Below are 15450 nucleotides of genomic sequence, written 5' to 3'. Positions count from 1 at the left end.
CGCAAGGGCGCCGCGTGGCACCCTCAGCGCGGTTGCCCCGGGCGTTGAGCCGAACGGCGAATCAGGCCGATCACCGGCAGCAGGCCGACCAGCACCAAGGTCAGCGCCGGCAGCGAAGCACGCGCCCATTCACCCTCGCTGGTCATCTCGAACACGCGCACGGCCAGGGTGTCCCAGCCGAACGGCCGCATCAGCAGGGTGGCCGGCATTTCCTTGAGCACGTCGACGAACACCAGCAACGCGGCGCTCAGGGCACCGGGCACCAGCAACGGCAGATACACCTTGAAAAACAATCGTGGGCCACCGACCCCGAGGCTGCGCGAAGCCTCCGGCAGCGACGGACGGATGCGCTCCAGGCTGCTTTCCAGCGGGCCGTAGGCCACGGCAATGAAGCGCACCAGGTAGGCCAGCAGCAAGGCCGACAGACTGCCCAGCAGCAGCGGCTTGCCCGCGCCGCCCAGCCACTGCGACAACGGGATCACCAACTGGTTGTCCAGGTAGCTGAACGCCAGCATGATCGACACGGCCAGCACCGAGCCGGGCAGCGCATAGCCCAGGTTGGCCAGGCCGACCCCGGCGCGGATACCGGCAGTCGGGGCCTGCCGTCTGGCGAACGCCAGAAGCATGGCCACGCTGACCGTGATCAGCGCCGCCATGGCCCCTAGGTACAGAGTGTGCATGACCAGGCCGACATAGCGCTCGTCGAGGTCGTGCCGCCCGCGCTGCCAGAACCACGCCAGCAACTGCAGCATCGGAATGACGAAGGCACAGGCGAACACCAGCAGGCACCAGCCACTGGCAGCCAACGCCTTGATACCCCGCAAGTGATAAAGCGCCTGCGCCCTCGGGCGCTCATTGCCGCTGCGGCTGGCGCCGCGGGCCCGGCGCTCGCCATACAGCACCAGCATCACCGCCAGCAGTAGCAGGCTGGCCAGCTGCGCCGCGCTAGACAGGCTGAAGAAGCCGTACCAGGTCTTGTAGATCGCCGTGGTGAAGGTGTCGAAGTTGAACACCGCCACCGCGCCGAAATCGGCCAGGGTCTCCATCAATGCCAGGGCGATGCCGGCGCCGATGGCCGGCCGCGCCATGGGCAAGGCCACCCGCCAGAAGGCCTGCAACGGTGACAGCCCCAACACCCGCGCCGCCTCCATCAGGCCCTTGCCCTGGGCCAGGAAGGCGCTACGCGCCAACAGGTAGACATAGGGGTAGAACACCAGCACCAGTACCGTGATCACGCCACCGGTGGAGCGCACCCTGGGCAGGCGCATGGGCCCGAACACCTCGCGCAGCGCGGTCTGCACGGGGCCTGCAAAATCGAGCAGGCCGACGAAGACGAACGCCAGCACATAGGCCGGGATGGCGAACGGCAGCATCAGCGCCCAATCCAGCCAACGCCGGCCAGGGAATTCGCAGAGGCTGGTGAGCCACGCCAGGCTCACCCCCAGCACGGTCACGCCGATACCGACGCCCAGCACCAGGGTCAGGGTATTGCCCAGCAGGCGACTCATCTGGGTGTCGAGCAGGTGCGACCAGATCTGGGTGTCGACCGACTGCCATGACAACAGCAAGACGCTGAGCGGCAGCAAGACCAGGGCGGCGACCAGGAAGACCGGCAGGTACCAGCGGCGTTGAGGGGTATGGGGCAATGCTGGAGTCTCGGTAGCAGGTGGCGACCGCTGCGCGGTCGTTCGCGGCTAAAGCCGCTTCTACAGGCACCGTGCAATACCACGGGCAACACAAAACCTGTAGGAGCGGCTTCAGCCGCGAAGGGGCCCTGGAGGGCCCCGACAGAATAAGCGGTGAAACTCAGTTCCAGCCAGCCCGATCCATCAAGCGAATGGCTTCGGCCTGGCGCTTGCCAGCGACTTCCACCGGGATGCTGTCGGCCTTGAAGCTACCCCAGGCCGCCACTTCCGCCGAGGGTTTCACCTTCGGGTTGGCCGGGAACTCCTGGTTGATATCGGCGAACAGCTTTTGCGCCTCTTCGCCGGTCATCCACTCCACCAGCTTCTTGGCCGCCTCTGGATGCGGCGCGTGCTTGGTCAGGCCAATGCCCGACAGGTTCACGTGCACGCCACGGTCGCCCTGGTTGGGCCAGAACAGCTTCACCGGCAGGTCAGGTTTTTCCTTGTGCAGACGGCCGTAGTAGTAGGTGTTGACGATGCCCACGTCGCACTGACCGGCGGCGATGGCCTGGAGTACCGCGGTGTCGTCGGAGAACACGTCGGTGGACAGGTTGTTGACCCAGCCCTTGACCAGCTTTTCGGTCTCGGCTTCGCCGTGGTTCTCGATCAGGGTGGCGGTGAGCGACTGGTTGTAGACCTTCTTCGCCGTGCGCAGGCACAGGCGGCCTTCCCAATGCTTGTCGGCCAGGGCCTCGTAGGTGCTCAGTTCCTGCGGTTTGACCCGCTCGGTGGAGTAGGCGATGGTCCGCGCGCGCAGGCTCAGGCCGGTCCAATCGTGGGACGAGGCGCGGTACTGCGCGGGGATGTTCTGCTCGATCACGCTCGACTTGATCGGTTGCAGGATACCCATCTGCTCGGCCTGCCAGAGGTTGCCGGCATCGACGGTGAGCAGCAGGTCGGCGACGCCGTTCTGGCCCTCGGCCTTGATGCGCTGCATCAAAGGCGCTTCCTTGTCGGTAATGAACTTGATCTTGACGCCGGTCTTGGCGGTATAGGCGTCGAACACCGGCTTGATCAGCTCGTCGATGCGCGAGGAATACACCACCACTTCGTCCGCCGCCTGGGCGGTACCGCCGAACAGAGTAAGGGCCAGGGCGGCCAGAAGGGGCTTGCGGGGCAACATCGGGGGTACTCCTCGCTGAGTTTAGAGGTGCAAATGGTAGTGAATCCCATTTTGCGACTCATCTGCCGAGCAGTTACCAGATGTTGCAGGGACTGCTACGCAGTCCTTTCGCGACACAAGGCCGCTCCTACAGGGCTTGCACAGTACCTGTGTCGCGAAAGGGCCGCATAGCAGCCCCGCCATCTCAAGCCCTGGCCAGTTCCGGCAGGTCCCCGGACAACCCCAACGCCTGACGCACGAACACCGCCTTGGCCTCGGGCAACTGCTCCACCAGCTTCAAGCCGCTGTTGCGCAACCAGCGCAACGGCAGCGGATTGGCCTGGAACAAGCGCTCGAAGCCCTCCATCGCCGCCATCAACGCCAGGTTGTGCGGCATGCGCCGGCGCTCGAAGCGGCTCAGCACCTTCACATCCGCCAGGCGCTCGCCGCGCTCGCAGGCACGGACCAGCTCCTCGGCCAGCACCGCGGCATCGAGAAAACCCAGGTTGACGCCCTGCCCCGCCAATGGGTGGATGGTATGGGCCGCATCGCCGATCAGCGCCAGCCCTTCCTGCACGTATCGCTTGGCATGCCGTTGACGCAGCGGCACACAGACCCGCGGATCGGCCTCGAGCACCTCGCCCAGGCGCCCTTCGAAGGCCCGTTCGAGCGCCGCGCAGAACGCCGCATCGTCCAGCGCCATGGCCTGTTCTGCCTGCTCCGGCGTGGTCGACCAGACGATCGAGCACCAGTCCTGGCCGCCATCGCGGCGCAACGGCAGGAACGCCAGCGGCCCTTCATCGGTGAAGCGCTGCCAGGCGGTGGCCTGGTGCGCCTGGCTGCAACGCACGCTGGTGACGATGGCGTGGTGCAGGTAATCCCATTCGCGGGTCTGGCAACCAGCCAGACGTCGCACCGCCGAGTTGGCGCCATCGGCGGCGATCACCAAAGGCGCGCGCAGCTTGCGGCCGTCGGCCAGGGTCAGCAGCCAGTCATCGCCGGAGCGGCGCAACTGCTCCAGGCGGGCATTGGGCAGCAAGCCGACATCGCTGTCGTGCAGGCGCTCCAGCAAGCCGTCCTGGACCACCCGGTTCTCGACGATATGGCCCAGCACCTGGGCATGCACACTGGCCGCCGAGAAGTGGATCTCGCCGGTGCCGCTGCCATCCCAGACCTGCATGTCCGAATACGGCGACACCCGCCGCCGGGCGATGCCTTCCCAGGCCCCCAGGCGCTCGAGGATGCGCTGGCTGGCCGCCGACAGGGCACTGACCCGCGGCTCGAACGGCGCCTCGTGGTCAAAAGGCTTGACCGTCAGCGGCCCGCCATCGAGCAGGACCACTTCCAGGCCGCTGTGACGCAGGGCCAACGCCAGGGCGCTGCCGACCATACCGGCACCGACAATCAACAGATCTGCGCGCGTTTCCATGCCTTACGCCTGCCTCGCTTGCGGCTTGAGCCGCACATATAGGGTTTTGTCGACCCGCGCCACCAGCTCGCCGGCACCGTCGCGGATCTCCACCTGCAACCGGGGCAGGTACTTCTTGCCGCTGGCGGTCTGCTGGCGGATCTCGTCCAGCAGCGCGTCGTCGACGTGGAATTGGGCATACACCGGGCCCTTGCCCGGAGCGATGAAATCGATGCTGGCGGCCTTGTCCCAGACGATGTAGTCGCGCCCCAGTTGCTCGATGAGCAGCAGCATGTAGAACGGGTCGACCATGGCATACAGGCTGCCGCCGAACTGGGTGCCGACGTAGTTGCGATTCCACCGCGTCAGCTTCATGCGCACCTTGACGCTGCGCATGTCCGGGCTGATTTCCTGGATATGAATGCCGGCCCCCAGGTAGGGCGGGTAGAGGTTCAGCAGCCAGCGCAGCATTCGGGCGCGGCGCGCAAGCCTGCGCGAATCGCTCATGCCCGGCCTCGCGGGTCAGGGCGGGTGCCCAGGCCCATGGCCTGGCGGGCGAACCAGCTTCTGGCCGGCGGCAGCAGGTCCAGGCCGAGCAGGCCCAGGTTGCGTCCGGCCGCCAGCAGCGGCTGGGCGCTGCCGAACAGGCGGGTGACCTGGTCGGAGAAGCCGATGGTCAGGGCCTGGTCGAGGCGCTGGCGCTGGTGATAGGCCTGCAGGGTCGCCAGGTCGCCGGGGAGCGCCGGGCCGGCCAGCAGCGCCTCGGCCAGCGATTGCACGTCGCGCAGCGACAGGTTGAACCCCTGTCCGGCGATCGGGTGCAGGCTGTGAGCGGCGTTGCCGAGCACCACCAGGTGCGGGCGCACCTGTTCCTCGGCCTCGACCAGCGACAAGGGGTAGAGATGCCGGGCGCCGACCTGGCGCAAGGCGCCGAGGCGATAGCCGAAGGCGTCCTGCAGCTCGCCCAGGAAACTGCGTTCGTCCAGCTCGGCCAGGCGCTTGGCGTCCATCCCCTGACGGGTCCAGACCAGCGCGCAGCGATTTTCCGGCAGCGGCAGCAAGGCCATTGGGCCTTGTTCGGTGAAGCGTTCGAAGGCTTGTCCGGCATGGGCCTCGCCGGGGGTGATGTTGGCGATCAACGCGCTCTGGTCGTAGGGCGTGCGCCGCACATGGATGCCCAACTGCTCGCGCAGGCCAGAACGCCCGCCGTCGGCCAATACCGCCAGGTCGCACTCCAGCGAGGTGTCGTCATCCAGTTGCAGGCGGTAGCCCCCGGCAATGGCCTGCATCGCCTTGACCTCGGCTGGGCAGCGCCACTGGATGACATCGCTGTCGATCGCCTGCCACAGGCACTGGCCGAGCCAGGCGTTTTCCACCACGTAACCCAGCGCCGGCACGCCTTCTTCCTGGGCTTCCAGGCGGGTGGCGCCGAAGCGGCCGCGGTCGGACACCTGGATCTGCAAGATCGGCTCGGCGCGGCGGCTGATGGTTTGCCACAGGCCCAGGTGCTCGTAGATCTGCCGGGTACCGTAGGACAGCGCCGACGAGCGGGCGTCATAACTGGGCTGGAAGCTGTCGCCTGGGGCGAACGGCTCGATCAGCAGGATCTTCCAGCCGCGGGCCTTGGCCGCGCCCTGCAGCGTGAGGGCCAGGCTGGCCCCGACCAGGCCGCCACCGATGATCGCCAGGTTGACCCGGTTCATGCGGCGTCCTTGCGAGCGGCAAGCATCAGCGCCTCGATTTCGGCGACCGTGCGCGGCACGCCTGAAGTGAGGATTTCACAGCCTTGTCTGGTCACTACCACGTCGTCCTCGATCCTTACGCCAATACCGCGCCACTTCTTCGCGACGCTGGTGTTGTCGGCGCCAATGTAGATGCCCGGTTCCACGGTCAGCGCCATGCCCGGCTCGAGCACGCGCCACTGGCCGCCGACCTTGTATTCGCCGACATCGTGCACGTCCATGCCCAGCCAGTGCCCGGCGCGGTGCATGTAGAAGGCGCGGTAGGCCTCGCTGTCGATCAGCGCCTGCACCTCGCCCTTGAGCAGCCCCAGCTCCACCAGGCCGGCGGTGATCACCCGCACGGTGGCCTCGTGGGCGTGGTTCCAGTGCTTGCCTGGGGCGATCTCGGCGAACGCGGCGGCCTGGGCGGCGAGCACCAGCTCGTAGATGGCCTTCTGCTCTGGCGAGAAGCGCCCGCTGACCGGGAAGGTGCGGGTGATGTCGCTGGCATAGCAATCGATCTCGCAACCGGCGTCGATCAGCACCAGGTCGCCGTCCCTGAGCGGCGCGTCGTTCTGCTGGTAATGCAGGATGCAGCCATTGCGCCCGGCGGCGACGATCGAGCCGTAGGCCGGCATCTTCGCCCCGCCCTGGCGGAACACGTAGTCCAGCTCGGCTTCCAGGCTGTATTCGTGCAGCCCGGCGCGGCAGGCCTGCATGGCCCGCACATGGGCACGGGCGGAAATCGCCGCGGCTGCGCGCATCACCTTCACTTCCGCCGCCGATTTATACAGGCGCATGTCGTGCAGCAGATGATCCAGGGCAACGAACTCGTTCGGCGGCTGCGCGCCCAGGCGCGCCTTGGAGCGGATCACGTTGATCCAGTCCATCAGCCGGCGGTCGAATTCGGGGTTGCCGCCCATGTTGCTGTAGACCCGCTCGCGGCCTTCGATCAGGCCGGGGAGGATCTCGTCGATATCGCTGATGGGGAAGGCATCGTCAGCGCCGAAATCACGCACCGCGCCTTCCTGGCCGGCCCGCAGGCCATCCCACTGCTCGCGCTCGGGGTTGCGCTCGCGGCAGAACAACACGTACTCGCCATGCTCGCGGCCAGGGATCAGCGCGATCACCGCCTCGGGCTCGGGGAAGCCGCTCAGGTACTGGAAATCGCTGTCCTGGCGGTAGACGTGCTCGACGTCGCGGTTGCGGATGGCGACCGCGGCGGCGGGCAGGATGGCGATGCTGTTGGGGACCATCTGCGCCATCAGCGCCTTGCGCCGACGGGCGTACTCCGCCTTGGGTATGTGGCTCATGGGCAAACGACCCCGATCAGATCAGTGCAGCGATGGCTTTGGCGCAGGCGCTTCGGGCTTGGCCAACTCGGTGTACAGCAGCAGCGGGGCGACGCGCAGGTACTCCATGACTTCCATGTAGTCGCTCTCGCCGTCCTCGGACTCTTCCAGCGCTTCCTGGACCTGCGAGATGGCCACCAGGTCCTGCAGGACCTCCTTGGCATCGGTGGACAGGTCCTTGCCACCGGCGTTCAGGCCGAAACCGGTGATGAAGCCCTGGCACCACTGGCCCAGCGCGGTGGCGCGGTCGCTGAGTGCGGCATCATCGGAAGGCAGCAGCAGGACGATGGCGACGTCCTCGCCGGTGAGCTCGGCCTTGACCATCTCTTGCAGGCCGACCAGGGCGTTGCGGACAGTGTCACCGGGCTCGGTCTCGAGCAACTGGGCGGCGTCGGCCAGCCAGGCATCGGCATCGAAGCCGGCGCCGGCGCAGCTGCGGCCGATCAGCAGGCCATGCAGCTCGGCGGGGGTGACAGGATGGCCATTGCTCGACAGCAGCATGGCGAAGGCGACGTAGGGCGATTGGGTATTGGGCATGGTCTGCTAGGCGCCAGGCGGCGCAATGACTAGAATGAAGACCTTGTATCCTAGCACCGGCAGGCGCGCCAAGACCATCAGCACTGGCCGCCGGGGGCCCGAGGCAGGCATGATCGGCAGGTGCGTAACGATGGAGCGAATCGAGTGCAACCCATGCAAGAGAACGACCTGCAAGCGCTGATGAGCCGGTTCGAGTCGCTGATCGAGCGCGTCGAGCAACTAAAACGGCAAAACGCACTCTTAGTAGCTCAGGAAAAGTCCTGGCGCGAGGAGCGCGCCCACCTCATCGACAAGAACGAGATCGCCAAACGCAAGATCGAATCGATGATCCTGCGCCTCAAGGCCCTGGAGCAAGACTCATGAGTTCAAGCAATAGCGTCACCGTGCAGATCCTCGACAAGGAATACTCGATCATCTGCCCACCGGAGGAACGCAACAACCTGGTCGGTGCCGCGCGTTACCTGGATGGCAAGATGCGCGAGATCCGCAGCAGCGGCAAGGTGATCGGCGCCGACCGCATCGCCGTGATGGCCGCGCTGAACATCACCCACGAGCTGCTGCACCGCCAGGAGCGCCCGGAAGCCACCAGCGGTGGCGCCACCCGCGAGCAGGTACGCGAACTGCTCGAACGCGTGGATCAGGCGCTGTCCGACGATCCGGTTAGCAAAAACGACTGAGATTGGTATACTGGCGCCACTCCCTGGGGGATGCGCCAGTCGGTTATGTCCCTGAGCCGATACGCACAACCACGGGGGTTGCACGCTGGGGCCGGTGTGCATGTCCGCCCGACGGAAAGCCTTAACGCCCCCTGCAATCTCCACCTTGAACTTTCGGGTTCAAGGGCTACACCGATAGCGGTCTTGTCGGGGAGCCTGCTTCAGAACTGCCCGCCTGCCACGGCGGGCATTTCGTTTTCTCTGGGATCGCCCGTGCCATGACCGACACCGCGCCGCTTACCCGCCCCCAGCTTCGCCGCCTCCTGCGCAACGCTCGTCGCGCCCTTAGCCCCGCCCAGCAACGCCAGGCCGCCGAAGGTCTTTATCGCCAACTGGCGCAGGACCCTTTGTTCCGCCGCGCCCGGCACATCGCCTTGTACCTGCCCAACGATGGCGAGATCGATCCGCGGTTGCTGCTGCGCGAGGCGCACAAACGCGGCAAGCGCGTCTACCTGCCGGTGCTGCACGCCTGGCCGCGCACGCGCATGGTGTTCCAGCGTTTCGAGGCCGGCGAAAAACTGCGCCCCAACCGGTTCGGCATTGCCGAACCGGTGGTCGAGCGCAAGCGCCAACGGCCGATCTGGGCGCTGGACCTGATCCTGCTGCCGCTGGTCGGTTTCGATGAAGTGGGGGGACGCCTGGGCATGGGGGGCGGTTTCTATGACCGCAGCCTGGCCTATCAGAGCCGGCGCAAGGCCTGGAAAAAACCGCTGCTGCTGGGGCTGGCCCATGAGTGCCAGAAAGTCGAGCGACTGAACCAGGCGAGCTGGGATGTACCCTTGCAAGGCACGGTCTCGGACCGTGGCTGGTACCTGGCGCCGAAATGAGCCGGCGCGCGAAGGGGATCAGCGCTGCCGCTGTTGCGCCGGATCGACGGGCGCCTGCTGGTAGGCAGCATCCAGCTTGCGCTCCCACAAGCCTTGCGCGTAACCCGTAGTGACCACGCCCAGCCCGAAAATGAAGGCCAGAATCCAGAGCAGGTCCGGTTTACGTTGTTTCATCGATTGCCCCCCTAGGCAAAAGGTCCAGGCTCGGCGGCTTTCTTGATGGCTGCCGGAGCGTATAGCTTAAAATCGGCGCATTTTCCGACAACATGAGGCGACACGCAAACCTTGGCGCCAACCGACCGTCGGTTTCATGCTACGAGTTATTTCAAACCTTTTCAGGAGCAGCACCCATGGCCTACTGGCTGATGAAATCCGAGCCCGACGAGCTCTCCATCGAAGCCTTGGCACGCCTGGGCAACACCCGTTGGGACGGGGTGCGCAATTACCAGGCGCGCAACTTCCTGCGGGCCATGAGCGTAGGCGATGAGTTCTTCTTCTACCACTCCAGCTGCCCGCAACCGGGGATCGCCGGCATTGCCCGCATCCGCGCCGCGGCCTATCCCGACCCCACGGCCCTGGACCCGAGCAGCCACTACCACGACGCCAAGGCCAGCGCCGAGAAGAACCCCTGGAGCGCGGTGGACGTGGAGCACGTGAAGACCTTCCGCCAGGTACTCGGCCTGGGCCTGCTCAAGCAGCAGGCGGCACTGGAGGAACTGCCACTGGTGCACAAGGGCAGCCGCCTGTCGGTGATGCCGGTGACCGCAGAACAATGGGCGGCGATCCTCGCGCTGAGCTGATTGTGCGTCTATTGTCAGGGGTTTGACCAATATCAACGCGCAAGGAAGCGCGTCGCGCCAGGATAAGGCGTGCAAGCCCCAGGATGCAGACCGAATGAACCGCAAAGCCCCCAGAATTTTCGCTTGTGCCCTGGTTTTACTGCTGTTGGCGGCAGGTGGACTGGGCTACTGGAAGTCCCTGCACGACCGCCTGCCCGAGGGCCTGAGCATGGGCAACGGGCGCCTCGAATCCACCGAAGTGCAAATTGCCACCAAGGTCCCAGGCCGCCTGGCCGAGGTGCTGGTCGACGAAGGTGACAAGGTCACCCGCGGCCAACTGCTCGCGCGCATCGACACCCGTACCATGGAGGCCCAGCGCAGCCAGGCCGAGGCCGAGGTGCTGCGCGCCCGCGAGAACTACGCCGCCGCCCAGGCCAGCGTGCAGCTGCGCCAGAGCGAACTGCTGCTGGCCAGCCAGGAGCTCAAGCGCGTGCGCGAAATCTACCAGCGCAAGTTCGCCAGCCAGCAGTTGCTCGACCAGCAGCAGGCTCGCTACGACACCGCCACCTCTGCCGTGGTCGCCGCCCGCGCCCAGCTGGCGGCGATCAAGGCCGCCATTGGCGCAGCCGAGGCCCAGGTCGCCCAGCTCATCAGCGAAATCGACGACAGCAGCCTGCGTGCCCCCATCGACGGCATCATCCAACTGCGCCTGGCCGAGCCTGGCGAGGTGCTCGGTGCCGGTGGCCGGGTGCTGATGCTGATCGACCCCAGCGACCAGTACATGAATCTCTACCTGCCCGCCGCCACCACCGGTCGGCTGACCGTGGGCGACCAGGCGCGGATCGTGCTCGACGCCCTGCCCGAGCAGGCCCTGCCGGCGAAGATCGCCTTTGTCGCGGCCAAGGCGCAGTTCACCCCGAAACAGGTCGAGACCCGTGACGAACGGCAAAAGCTGGTGTTCCGGGTCAAGCTGCGCCTGACCGAGCCGAGCGCCGTGCCCCAGGCCAAGCCGGGCATGCCCGGCGCCGGGTACGTGCGCACCGCCGAGGTGGACTGGCCGGCCAACCTGCAATGACCATCGCCCCCGCGCTGCTAGCCGCCGGCATCCACCACCGCTACGGCAAGTACCAGGCCCTGGCGGATGTGGCCTTCAGCCTGCCCGCCGGGACTCGCTGCGGCCTGATCGGCCCGGACGGCGCCGGCAAGTCGACCCTGCTCGGCCTGATCGCCGGGGTCAAGCGCCTGCAACAGGGCGAGCTGCAAGTGCTGGGTGGCTCGATTCGCCAGCGTCGCCACCGAACCGCGCTGTACCCCAAGGTCGCGTTCATGCCCCAGGGGCTGGGCAACAACCTGTACCCGGAGCTGTCGATCGCCGAGAACATCCGCTTCTTCGCCACCCTGTTCGGTCTCGACCGCGCCGAGTGCGAGCAGCGCATGGCCAGCCTGCTGCAAGCCACCGACCTGGCGCGCTTCGCCGAGCGCCCGGCTGGCAAGCTGTCGGGCGGCATGAAGCAGAAGCTGGGGTTGTGTTGCGCGCTGATCCACGAGCCAGACCTGCTGATCCTCGACGAGCCGACCACCGGCGTCGACCCGCTGTCGCGGCGGCGCTTCTGGGAACTGGTCGAGCAGGTGCGCGCCCAGCGCCCGCAACTGACCCTGCTGGTGGCCACCGCCTACATGGAAGAAGCCGAGCAGTTCGAGCACTGCCTGATGCTTGATGCCGGCCGCCTGCTGGCTGCGGGCCTGAGCCGTGAGCTGGCAGCGGCCACGCCCAGTGGCAAGCTCGACGATGCCTTCACCCACTTCCAGGGCGCCGGCCGCGAGCAACCCGAGCCGCTGCGCATCCCGCCGCGCCCGGCCAACGATGGCCCGATCGCCATCGAAGCCCACGACCTGACCCTGCGCTTCGGCGACTTCACCGCGGTGAACAAGGTCAGCTTCGCCATTGGCCGTGGCGAGATCTTCGGTTTCCTCGGCTCCAACGGCTGCGGCAAGACCACCACCATGAAGGTGCTTACCGGGCTGATGCCGGCCAGCGAGGGTAGCGCCAACCTGCTGGGCCGCCCGGTGGACGCAGGCGACCTGGCCACGCGCAAGCGGGTCGGCTTCATGTCCCAGAGCTTTTCCCTTTATGGCGAACTGAGCGCCCGACAGAACCTCGAACTGCACGCGCGCCTGTTCGACCTGGCCAAGCCCGACAGCGCGCCACGCATCGCCGAACTGCTCGAGCGCTTCGACCTCGGCGCCATCGCCGATCAACCCTCCGGCGCGCTGCCCCTGGGCCTGCGCCAGCGCCTGTCGCTGGCCGTGGCGGTACTGCACCGCCCGGAGGTGCTGATCCTCGACGAACCGACCTCGGGCGTCGACCCGGCAGCCCGCGACGATTTCTGGCGGCTGTTGGTGGAGCTGTCCCGCGAGCAGGGCGTGACCATCTTCCTGTCCACCCACTTCATGAACGAGGCCCTGCGCTGCGACCGCATCTCGCTGATGCATGCCGGCCGGGTGCTGGCCTGCGACACCCCGCGGGCCCTGCAAAGCCAGTTCGGCGGCGACACCTTGGAAGACGCTTTCGTGCGTTGCCTCGAACAGGCCCAGGACGCGCCCATCCAGACACAAGCCGACGCCACGCTGGAGCAGGCCGCTGCTCCAGCGCCCGCCCTGCGCCAAGCCTTCAGTCTGCGCCGCCTGCTGGCCGTCGCCAGCCGCGAAGGCAAAGAGCTGCTGCGCGACAAAGTGCGTCTGGCGTTCGCCCTGGCGGGGGCATTGTTCATGATGGTGATCTTCGGCTATGGCATCTCGCTGGATGTCGAGAACCTCGCCTTCGCCGTCTATGACCAGGACCAGAGCCCGCAGAGCCGCGCCTACCTAGAGGCTTTCCGTGGCTCGCGCTACTTCGCCGAGCAGCCGCCGATCCGCGATGCCCGCCAGCTGCACCAGCGCCTACAGCGTTCGCAGATCAAGCTGGCCCTTGAGATCCCGCCGGGCTTTGGTCGCGATCTGCATGCCGGGCGCCAGCCGGTGGTTGCGGCCTGGCTTGACGGTGGCATGCCGTTTCGCGCCGAGACCAGCCGCAACTATGTCGAGGCCGTGCACCAGGCCAACCTCGAACAGCTCGCGGCCCTCGGCCCGAATCCTGTCTCGCGCCAACAGCCGGTACGCCTGGAAACGCGCTTTCGCTACAACCAGGACGTGGTCAGCGTGAACGCCATCGGCCCCGGCGTCATGGCGCTGATCCTGGCCTTCATCCCGGCCATGCTCACCGCGCTGGGCATCGTGCGGGAAAAGGAGCTGGGCTCGATCACCAACTTCTACGCAACGCCCCTGACCCGCCTGGAGTTCCTGCTCGGCAAGCAGGCGCCGTACCTGGCGGTGAGCCTGGTCAACCTGGCGCTGCTGGTGGCGATGAACCGCTGGCTATTCGGCGTGCCGCTCAAGGGCAGCCCGCTGGCCCTGGCCTGCGGCGGCCTGGCCTACCTGCTGGCGACCACCAGCCTGGGTTTGCTGATCTCGGCATTTACCCGCACGCAAATTGCCGCGATCCTCGGCACCATGATTCTCACCAGCCTGCCGACCATCCAGTTCTCCGGGCTGATCGTGCCGCGCTCATCGCTGGACGGCGCGGCGGCGTTGATGGGCCAGTTGTTCCCGGCTGGCTATTTCCTCGACATCGCCGTCGGCACCTTCACCAAGGCACTGGGCCTGCGTGAGCTGTGGCCGCAGTGCCTGGCGCTGCTGGGTTTCTTCGCCGCCTTCAGCGGGCTGAGCCTGATCATGCTGAAAAAGCAGGAGGCCTGAAATGAGCCGGCTCTCCCACACCCTGCGCCTGGGTCTTAAGGAACTCACCAGCCTGCGCCACGACAGCGTGTTGTTGCTGTTCCTGTTGTACGCGTTCAGCGTGGCGATCTACATGCCCGCCGCAGGCTCGGTAATAGGCGTGCACAACGCCAGTGTCGCGGTGGTCGACGAGGACCACAGCGCCCTCTCGCGCAAGCTCGCCGAGTCGCTGCAACCGCCCGAGTTCCAGCCCGCCGTGGCACTGCCGGCGAATCGTCTGGACCAGGCCATGGACAGCGGCCAGTACACCTTCGTGATCAACCTGCCGGTGAATTTCCAAGCCGACCTGCTGGCCGGGCGCTCGCCAGAGCTGCAGGTCAACGTCGATGCCACCGCCATGAGCCAGGCCTTCATGGGGGCCGGCTACATCGGGCGGATCTTCGAACGCGAGCTGCTCGAGTACGCAGGCCGCGGCACCAGCAGCCCGGCACTGCTCAACCCGAAGGCACTGTTCAACCCCAACCTCGAAGGGGGCTGGTTCCTGGCGGTGATCCAGATCGTCAACAACATCACCATCCTGGCCATCATCCTTACCGGCACCGCGTTGCTGCGCGAGCGCGAGCACGGCACCCTGGACCACCTGCTGGTGCTGCCGCTGACGGCACTGGAAATCATGCTGGCGAAGATCGCCAGCAACGCCCTGGTGGTGGTGGCCTGTACCTGGATATCGCTGGAAGTGGTGGTCAAGGGCGCCCTGGGCGTGCCGCTGGCGGGCTCGATGGGGCTGTTCCTGGGGGTGACTGCGCTGTACCTGTTCGCCAGCACGGCACTGGGCATCTTCCTCGCCACCCTGGCGCGCTCGACACCGCAGTTCGGCCTGCTGGCGATCCCGGTGATCATCCCGATGCTGCTGCTGTCGGGGGGCAGCACACCGCTGGACAGCATGCCACAGTGGCTGCAGTGGGTCATGCAGGGTTCGCCCTCGACCCACTTCGTCAGCCTCGGCGCCGCGATCCTGTTCCGCGACGCCGGGCTGGCGGTGGTCTGGCCGGACATTGCAGCCCTGGCGGCGATCGGCCTGGTGTTCTTCGGCGTGGCCCTGGCGCGCTTTCGCCGCAGCCTCGCCTCCTGATCACTGCACGATCAGGTTGTTGAACAGCAGGTCCTCGACGATCGGCTTGCCCTCTTCGGACTCCATCACCTGCTGCACCTGCTTCAGGGCTTCCTGGCGCAGTTTTTCCTTGGCCTCGACGTTGCTCATGTTGTCCACGCCTTGCTGGGTGAACAGCGCCACCAGCTGGTTGCGGATCAGCGGCTCATGGTGCTTGACCGCGGCGGCGGCGCTGTCGCCGGTCACGCGCAGGGCGACATCGGCCTTGTACACCCGCAGCTTGGGATTGCCGTCAAGGGCGTAGTTGCCAACGAAGGGCGGGCTGAGGGTGATATAGGCCACCTTGGGCTCGCCTTCCTTTTCCTCGGCCATCGCCGCCGCTGGCAGCATCAGCGCCAGCACCATCAAGATCCACGCTTTCACGAATTCGCTCCTCAA

Annotated in this window: 16 protein-coding genes and 1 other RNA gene; 8 read left to right on the top strand and 9 right to left on the bottom strand. The window is 66.6% G+C overall.

The window, feature by feature from the left end; all coding sequences use genetic code 11:
- Window positions 1-23: 23 nt before the first annotated feature.
- The 7 genes from ACODS5_RS01550 to ACODS5_RS01520 all read right to left on the bottom strand — a co-directional run bounded on the left by ACODS5_RS01550 (window position 24) and on the right by ACODS5_RS01520 (window position 7805).
- Window positions 24-1646 carry an ABC transporter permease gene (locus ACODS5_RS01550; protein ID WP_134688930.1) on the bottom strand — a complete coding sequence of 541 codons (1623 nt, stop codon included), beginning with the start codon at window positions 1644-1646 and terminating at the stop codon, window positions 24-26.
- Between the two features lie 160 nt (window positions 1647-1806).
- Window positions 1807-2808 (bottom strand): extracellular solute-binding protein, encoded by a 1002-nt coding sequence (locus ACODS5_RS01545; protein ID WP_134688931.1) that lies wholly within the window; start codon window positions 2806-2808, stop codon window positions 1807-1809.
- 184 nt (window positions 2809-2992) lie between these two features.
- Complete coding sequence (locus ACODS5_RS01540; protein ID WP_134688932.1) at window positions 2993-4216, bottom strand: 2-octaprenyl-3-methyl-6-methoxy-1,4-benzoquinol hydroxylase; 1224 nt, start codon at window positions 4214-4216, stop codon at window positions 2993-2995.
- A gap of 3 nt (window positions 4217-4219) precedes the next feature.
- Window positions 4220-4702, bottom strand: coding sequence for a DUF4442 domain-containing protein (locus tag ACODS5_RS01535; RefSeq protein ID WP_134688933.1), 483 nt, complete (start codon window positions 4700-4702; stop codon window positions 4220-4222).
- Entirely contained in the window at window positions 4699-5898 is a 1200-nt protein-coding gene (ubiH, locus tag ACODS5_RS01530; protein ID WP_134688934.1) for a 2-octaprenyl-6-methoxyphenyl hydroxylase, read from the bottom strand. Before ubiH ends, ACODS5_RS01535 begins: the two co-directional genes overlap by 4 nt.
- Window positions 5895-7229, bottom strand: coding sequence for a Xaa-Pro aminopeptidase (pepP, locus tag ACODS5_RS01525; protein WP_489107745.1), 1335 nt, complete (start codon window positions 7227-7229; stop codon window positions 5895-5897). The genes ubiH and pepP overlap by 4 nt, the downstream gene beginning before the upstream one ends.
- A 21-nt stretch (window positions 7230-7250) precedes the next feature.
- Window positions 7251-7805, bottom strand: coding sequence for a YecA/YgfB family protein (locus ACODS5_RS01520; protein ID WP_134688936.1), 555 nt, complete (start codon window positions 7803-7805; stop codon window positions 7251-7253).
- A gap of 153 nt (window positions 7806-7958) precedes the next feature.
- On the opposite strand from ACODS5_RS01520, the gene ACODS5_RS01515 reads away from it, so the two are divergent.
- The 4 genes from ACODS5_RS01515 (at window position 7959) to ACODS5_RS01500 (ending at window position 9348) form a co-directional block, all read left to right on the top strand.
- A complete protein-coding gene (locus ACODS5_RS01515; protein WP_134688937.1) occupies window positions 7959-8168 on the top strand; it encodes a TIGR02449 family protein in 210 nt (69 codons plus the stop codon).
- Complete coding sequence (locus ACODS5_RS01510) at window positions 8165-8482, top strand: cell division protein ZapA (RefSeq protein ID WP_134688938.1); 318 nt, start codon at window positions 8165-8167, stop codon at window positions 8480-8482. Before ACODS5_RS01515 ends, ACODS5_RS01510 begins: the two co-directional genes overlap by 4 nt.
- Before the next feature lie 17 nt (window positions 8483-8499).
- A non-coding RNA gene (gene ssrS / locus ACODS5_RS01505) (6S RNA) lies at window positions 8500-8679 on the top strand.
- A gap of 60 nt (window positions 8680-8739) precedes the next feature.
- Window positions 8740-9348, top strand: a complete 609-nt coding sequence (locus ACODS5_RS01500) for a 5-formyltetrahydrofolate cyclo-ligase (protein ID WP_134688939.1) — start codon at window positions 8740-8742, stop codon at window positions 9346-9348.
- Window positions 9349-9366: 18 nt separating this feature from the next.
- On the opposite strand, the gene ACODS5_RS01495 is transcribed toward ACODS5_RS01500, so the two are convergent.
- The gene (locus ACODS5_RS01495) at window positions 9367-9522 is read right to left on the bottom strand and encodes a hypothetical protein (RefSeq protein WP_167659415.1); all 156 of its coding nucleotides are present in this window, start codon (window positions 9520-9522) and stop codon (window positions 9367-9369) included.
- Between the two features lie 176 nt (window positions 9523-9698).
- On the opposite strand from ACODS5_RS01495, the gene ACODS5_RS01490 reads away from it, so the two are divergent.
- From ACODS5_RS01490 to ACODS5_RS01475, 4 genes are all read left to right on the top strand, one after another.
- Window positions 9699-10148, top strand: coding sequence for an EVE domain-containing protein (locus tag ACODS5_RS01490; RefSeq protein WP_134688940.1), 450 nt, complete (start codon window positions 9699-9701; stop codon window positions 10146-10148).
- Between the two features lie 94 nt (window positions 10149-10242).
- Window positions 10243-11202, top strand: coding sequence for an HlyD family secretion protein (locus ACODS5_RS01485; protein WP_489107744.1), 960 nt, complete (start codon window positions 10243-10245; stop codon window positions 11200-11202).
- The gene (gene rbbA, locus ACODS5_RS01480) at window positions 11199-13922 is read left to right on the top strand and encodes a ribosome-associated ATPase/putative transporter RbbA (protein ID WP_489107743.1); all 2724 of its coding nucleotides are present in this window, start codon (window positions 11199-11201) and stop codon (window positions 13920-13922) included. The genes ACODS5_RS01485 and rbbA overlap by 4 nt, the downstream gene beginning before the upstream one ends.
- A gap of 1 nt (window position 13923) precedes the next feature.
- The gene (locus ACODS5_RS01475) at window positions 13924-15033 is read left to right on the top strand and encodes an ABC transporter permease (RefSeq protein WP_489107742.1); all 1110 of its coding nucleotides are present in this window, start codon (window positions 13924-13926) and stop codon (window positions 15031-15033) included.
- Here the strand turns inward: ACODS5_RS01475 and ACODS5_RS01470 are convergent, their stop codons facing one another.
- On the bottom strand, window positions 15034-15435 hold the full coding sequence (locus ACODS5_RS01470) for a flagellar basal body-associated protein FliL (RefSeq protein WP_134688944.1): 402 nt from the start codon (window positions 15433-15435) through the stop codon (window positions 15034-15036).
- Window positions 15436-15450 lie beyond the last annotated feature (15 nt).

The sequence above is a fragment of the Pseudomonas sp. FG47 genome (assembly GCF_057809115.1).
This window is presented reverse-complemented; position numbering and strand designations above follow the sequence as displayed.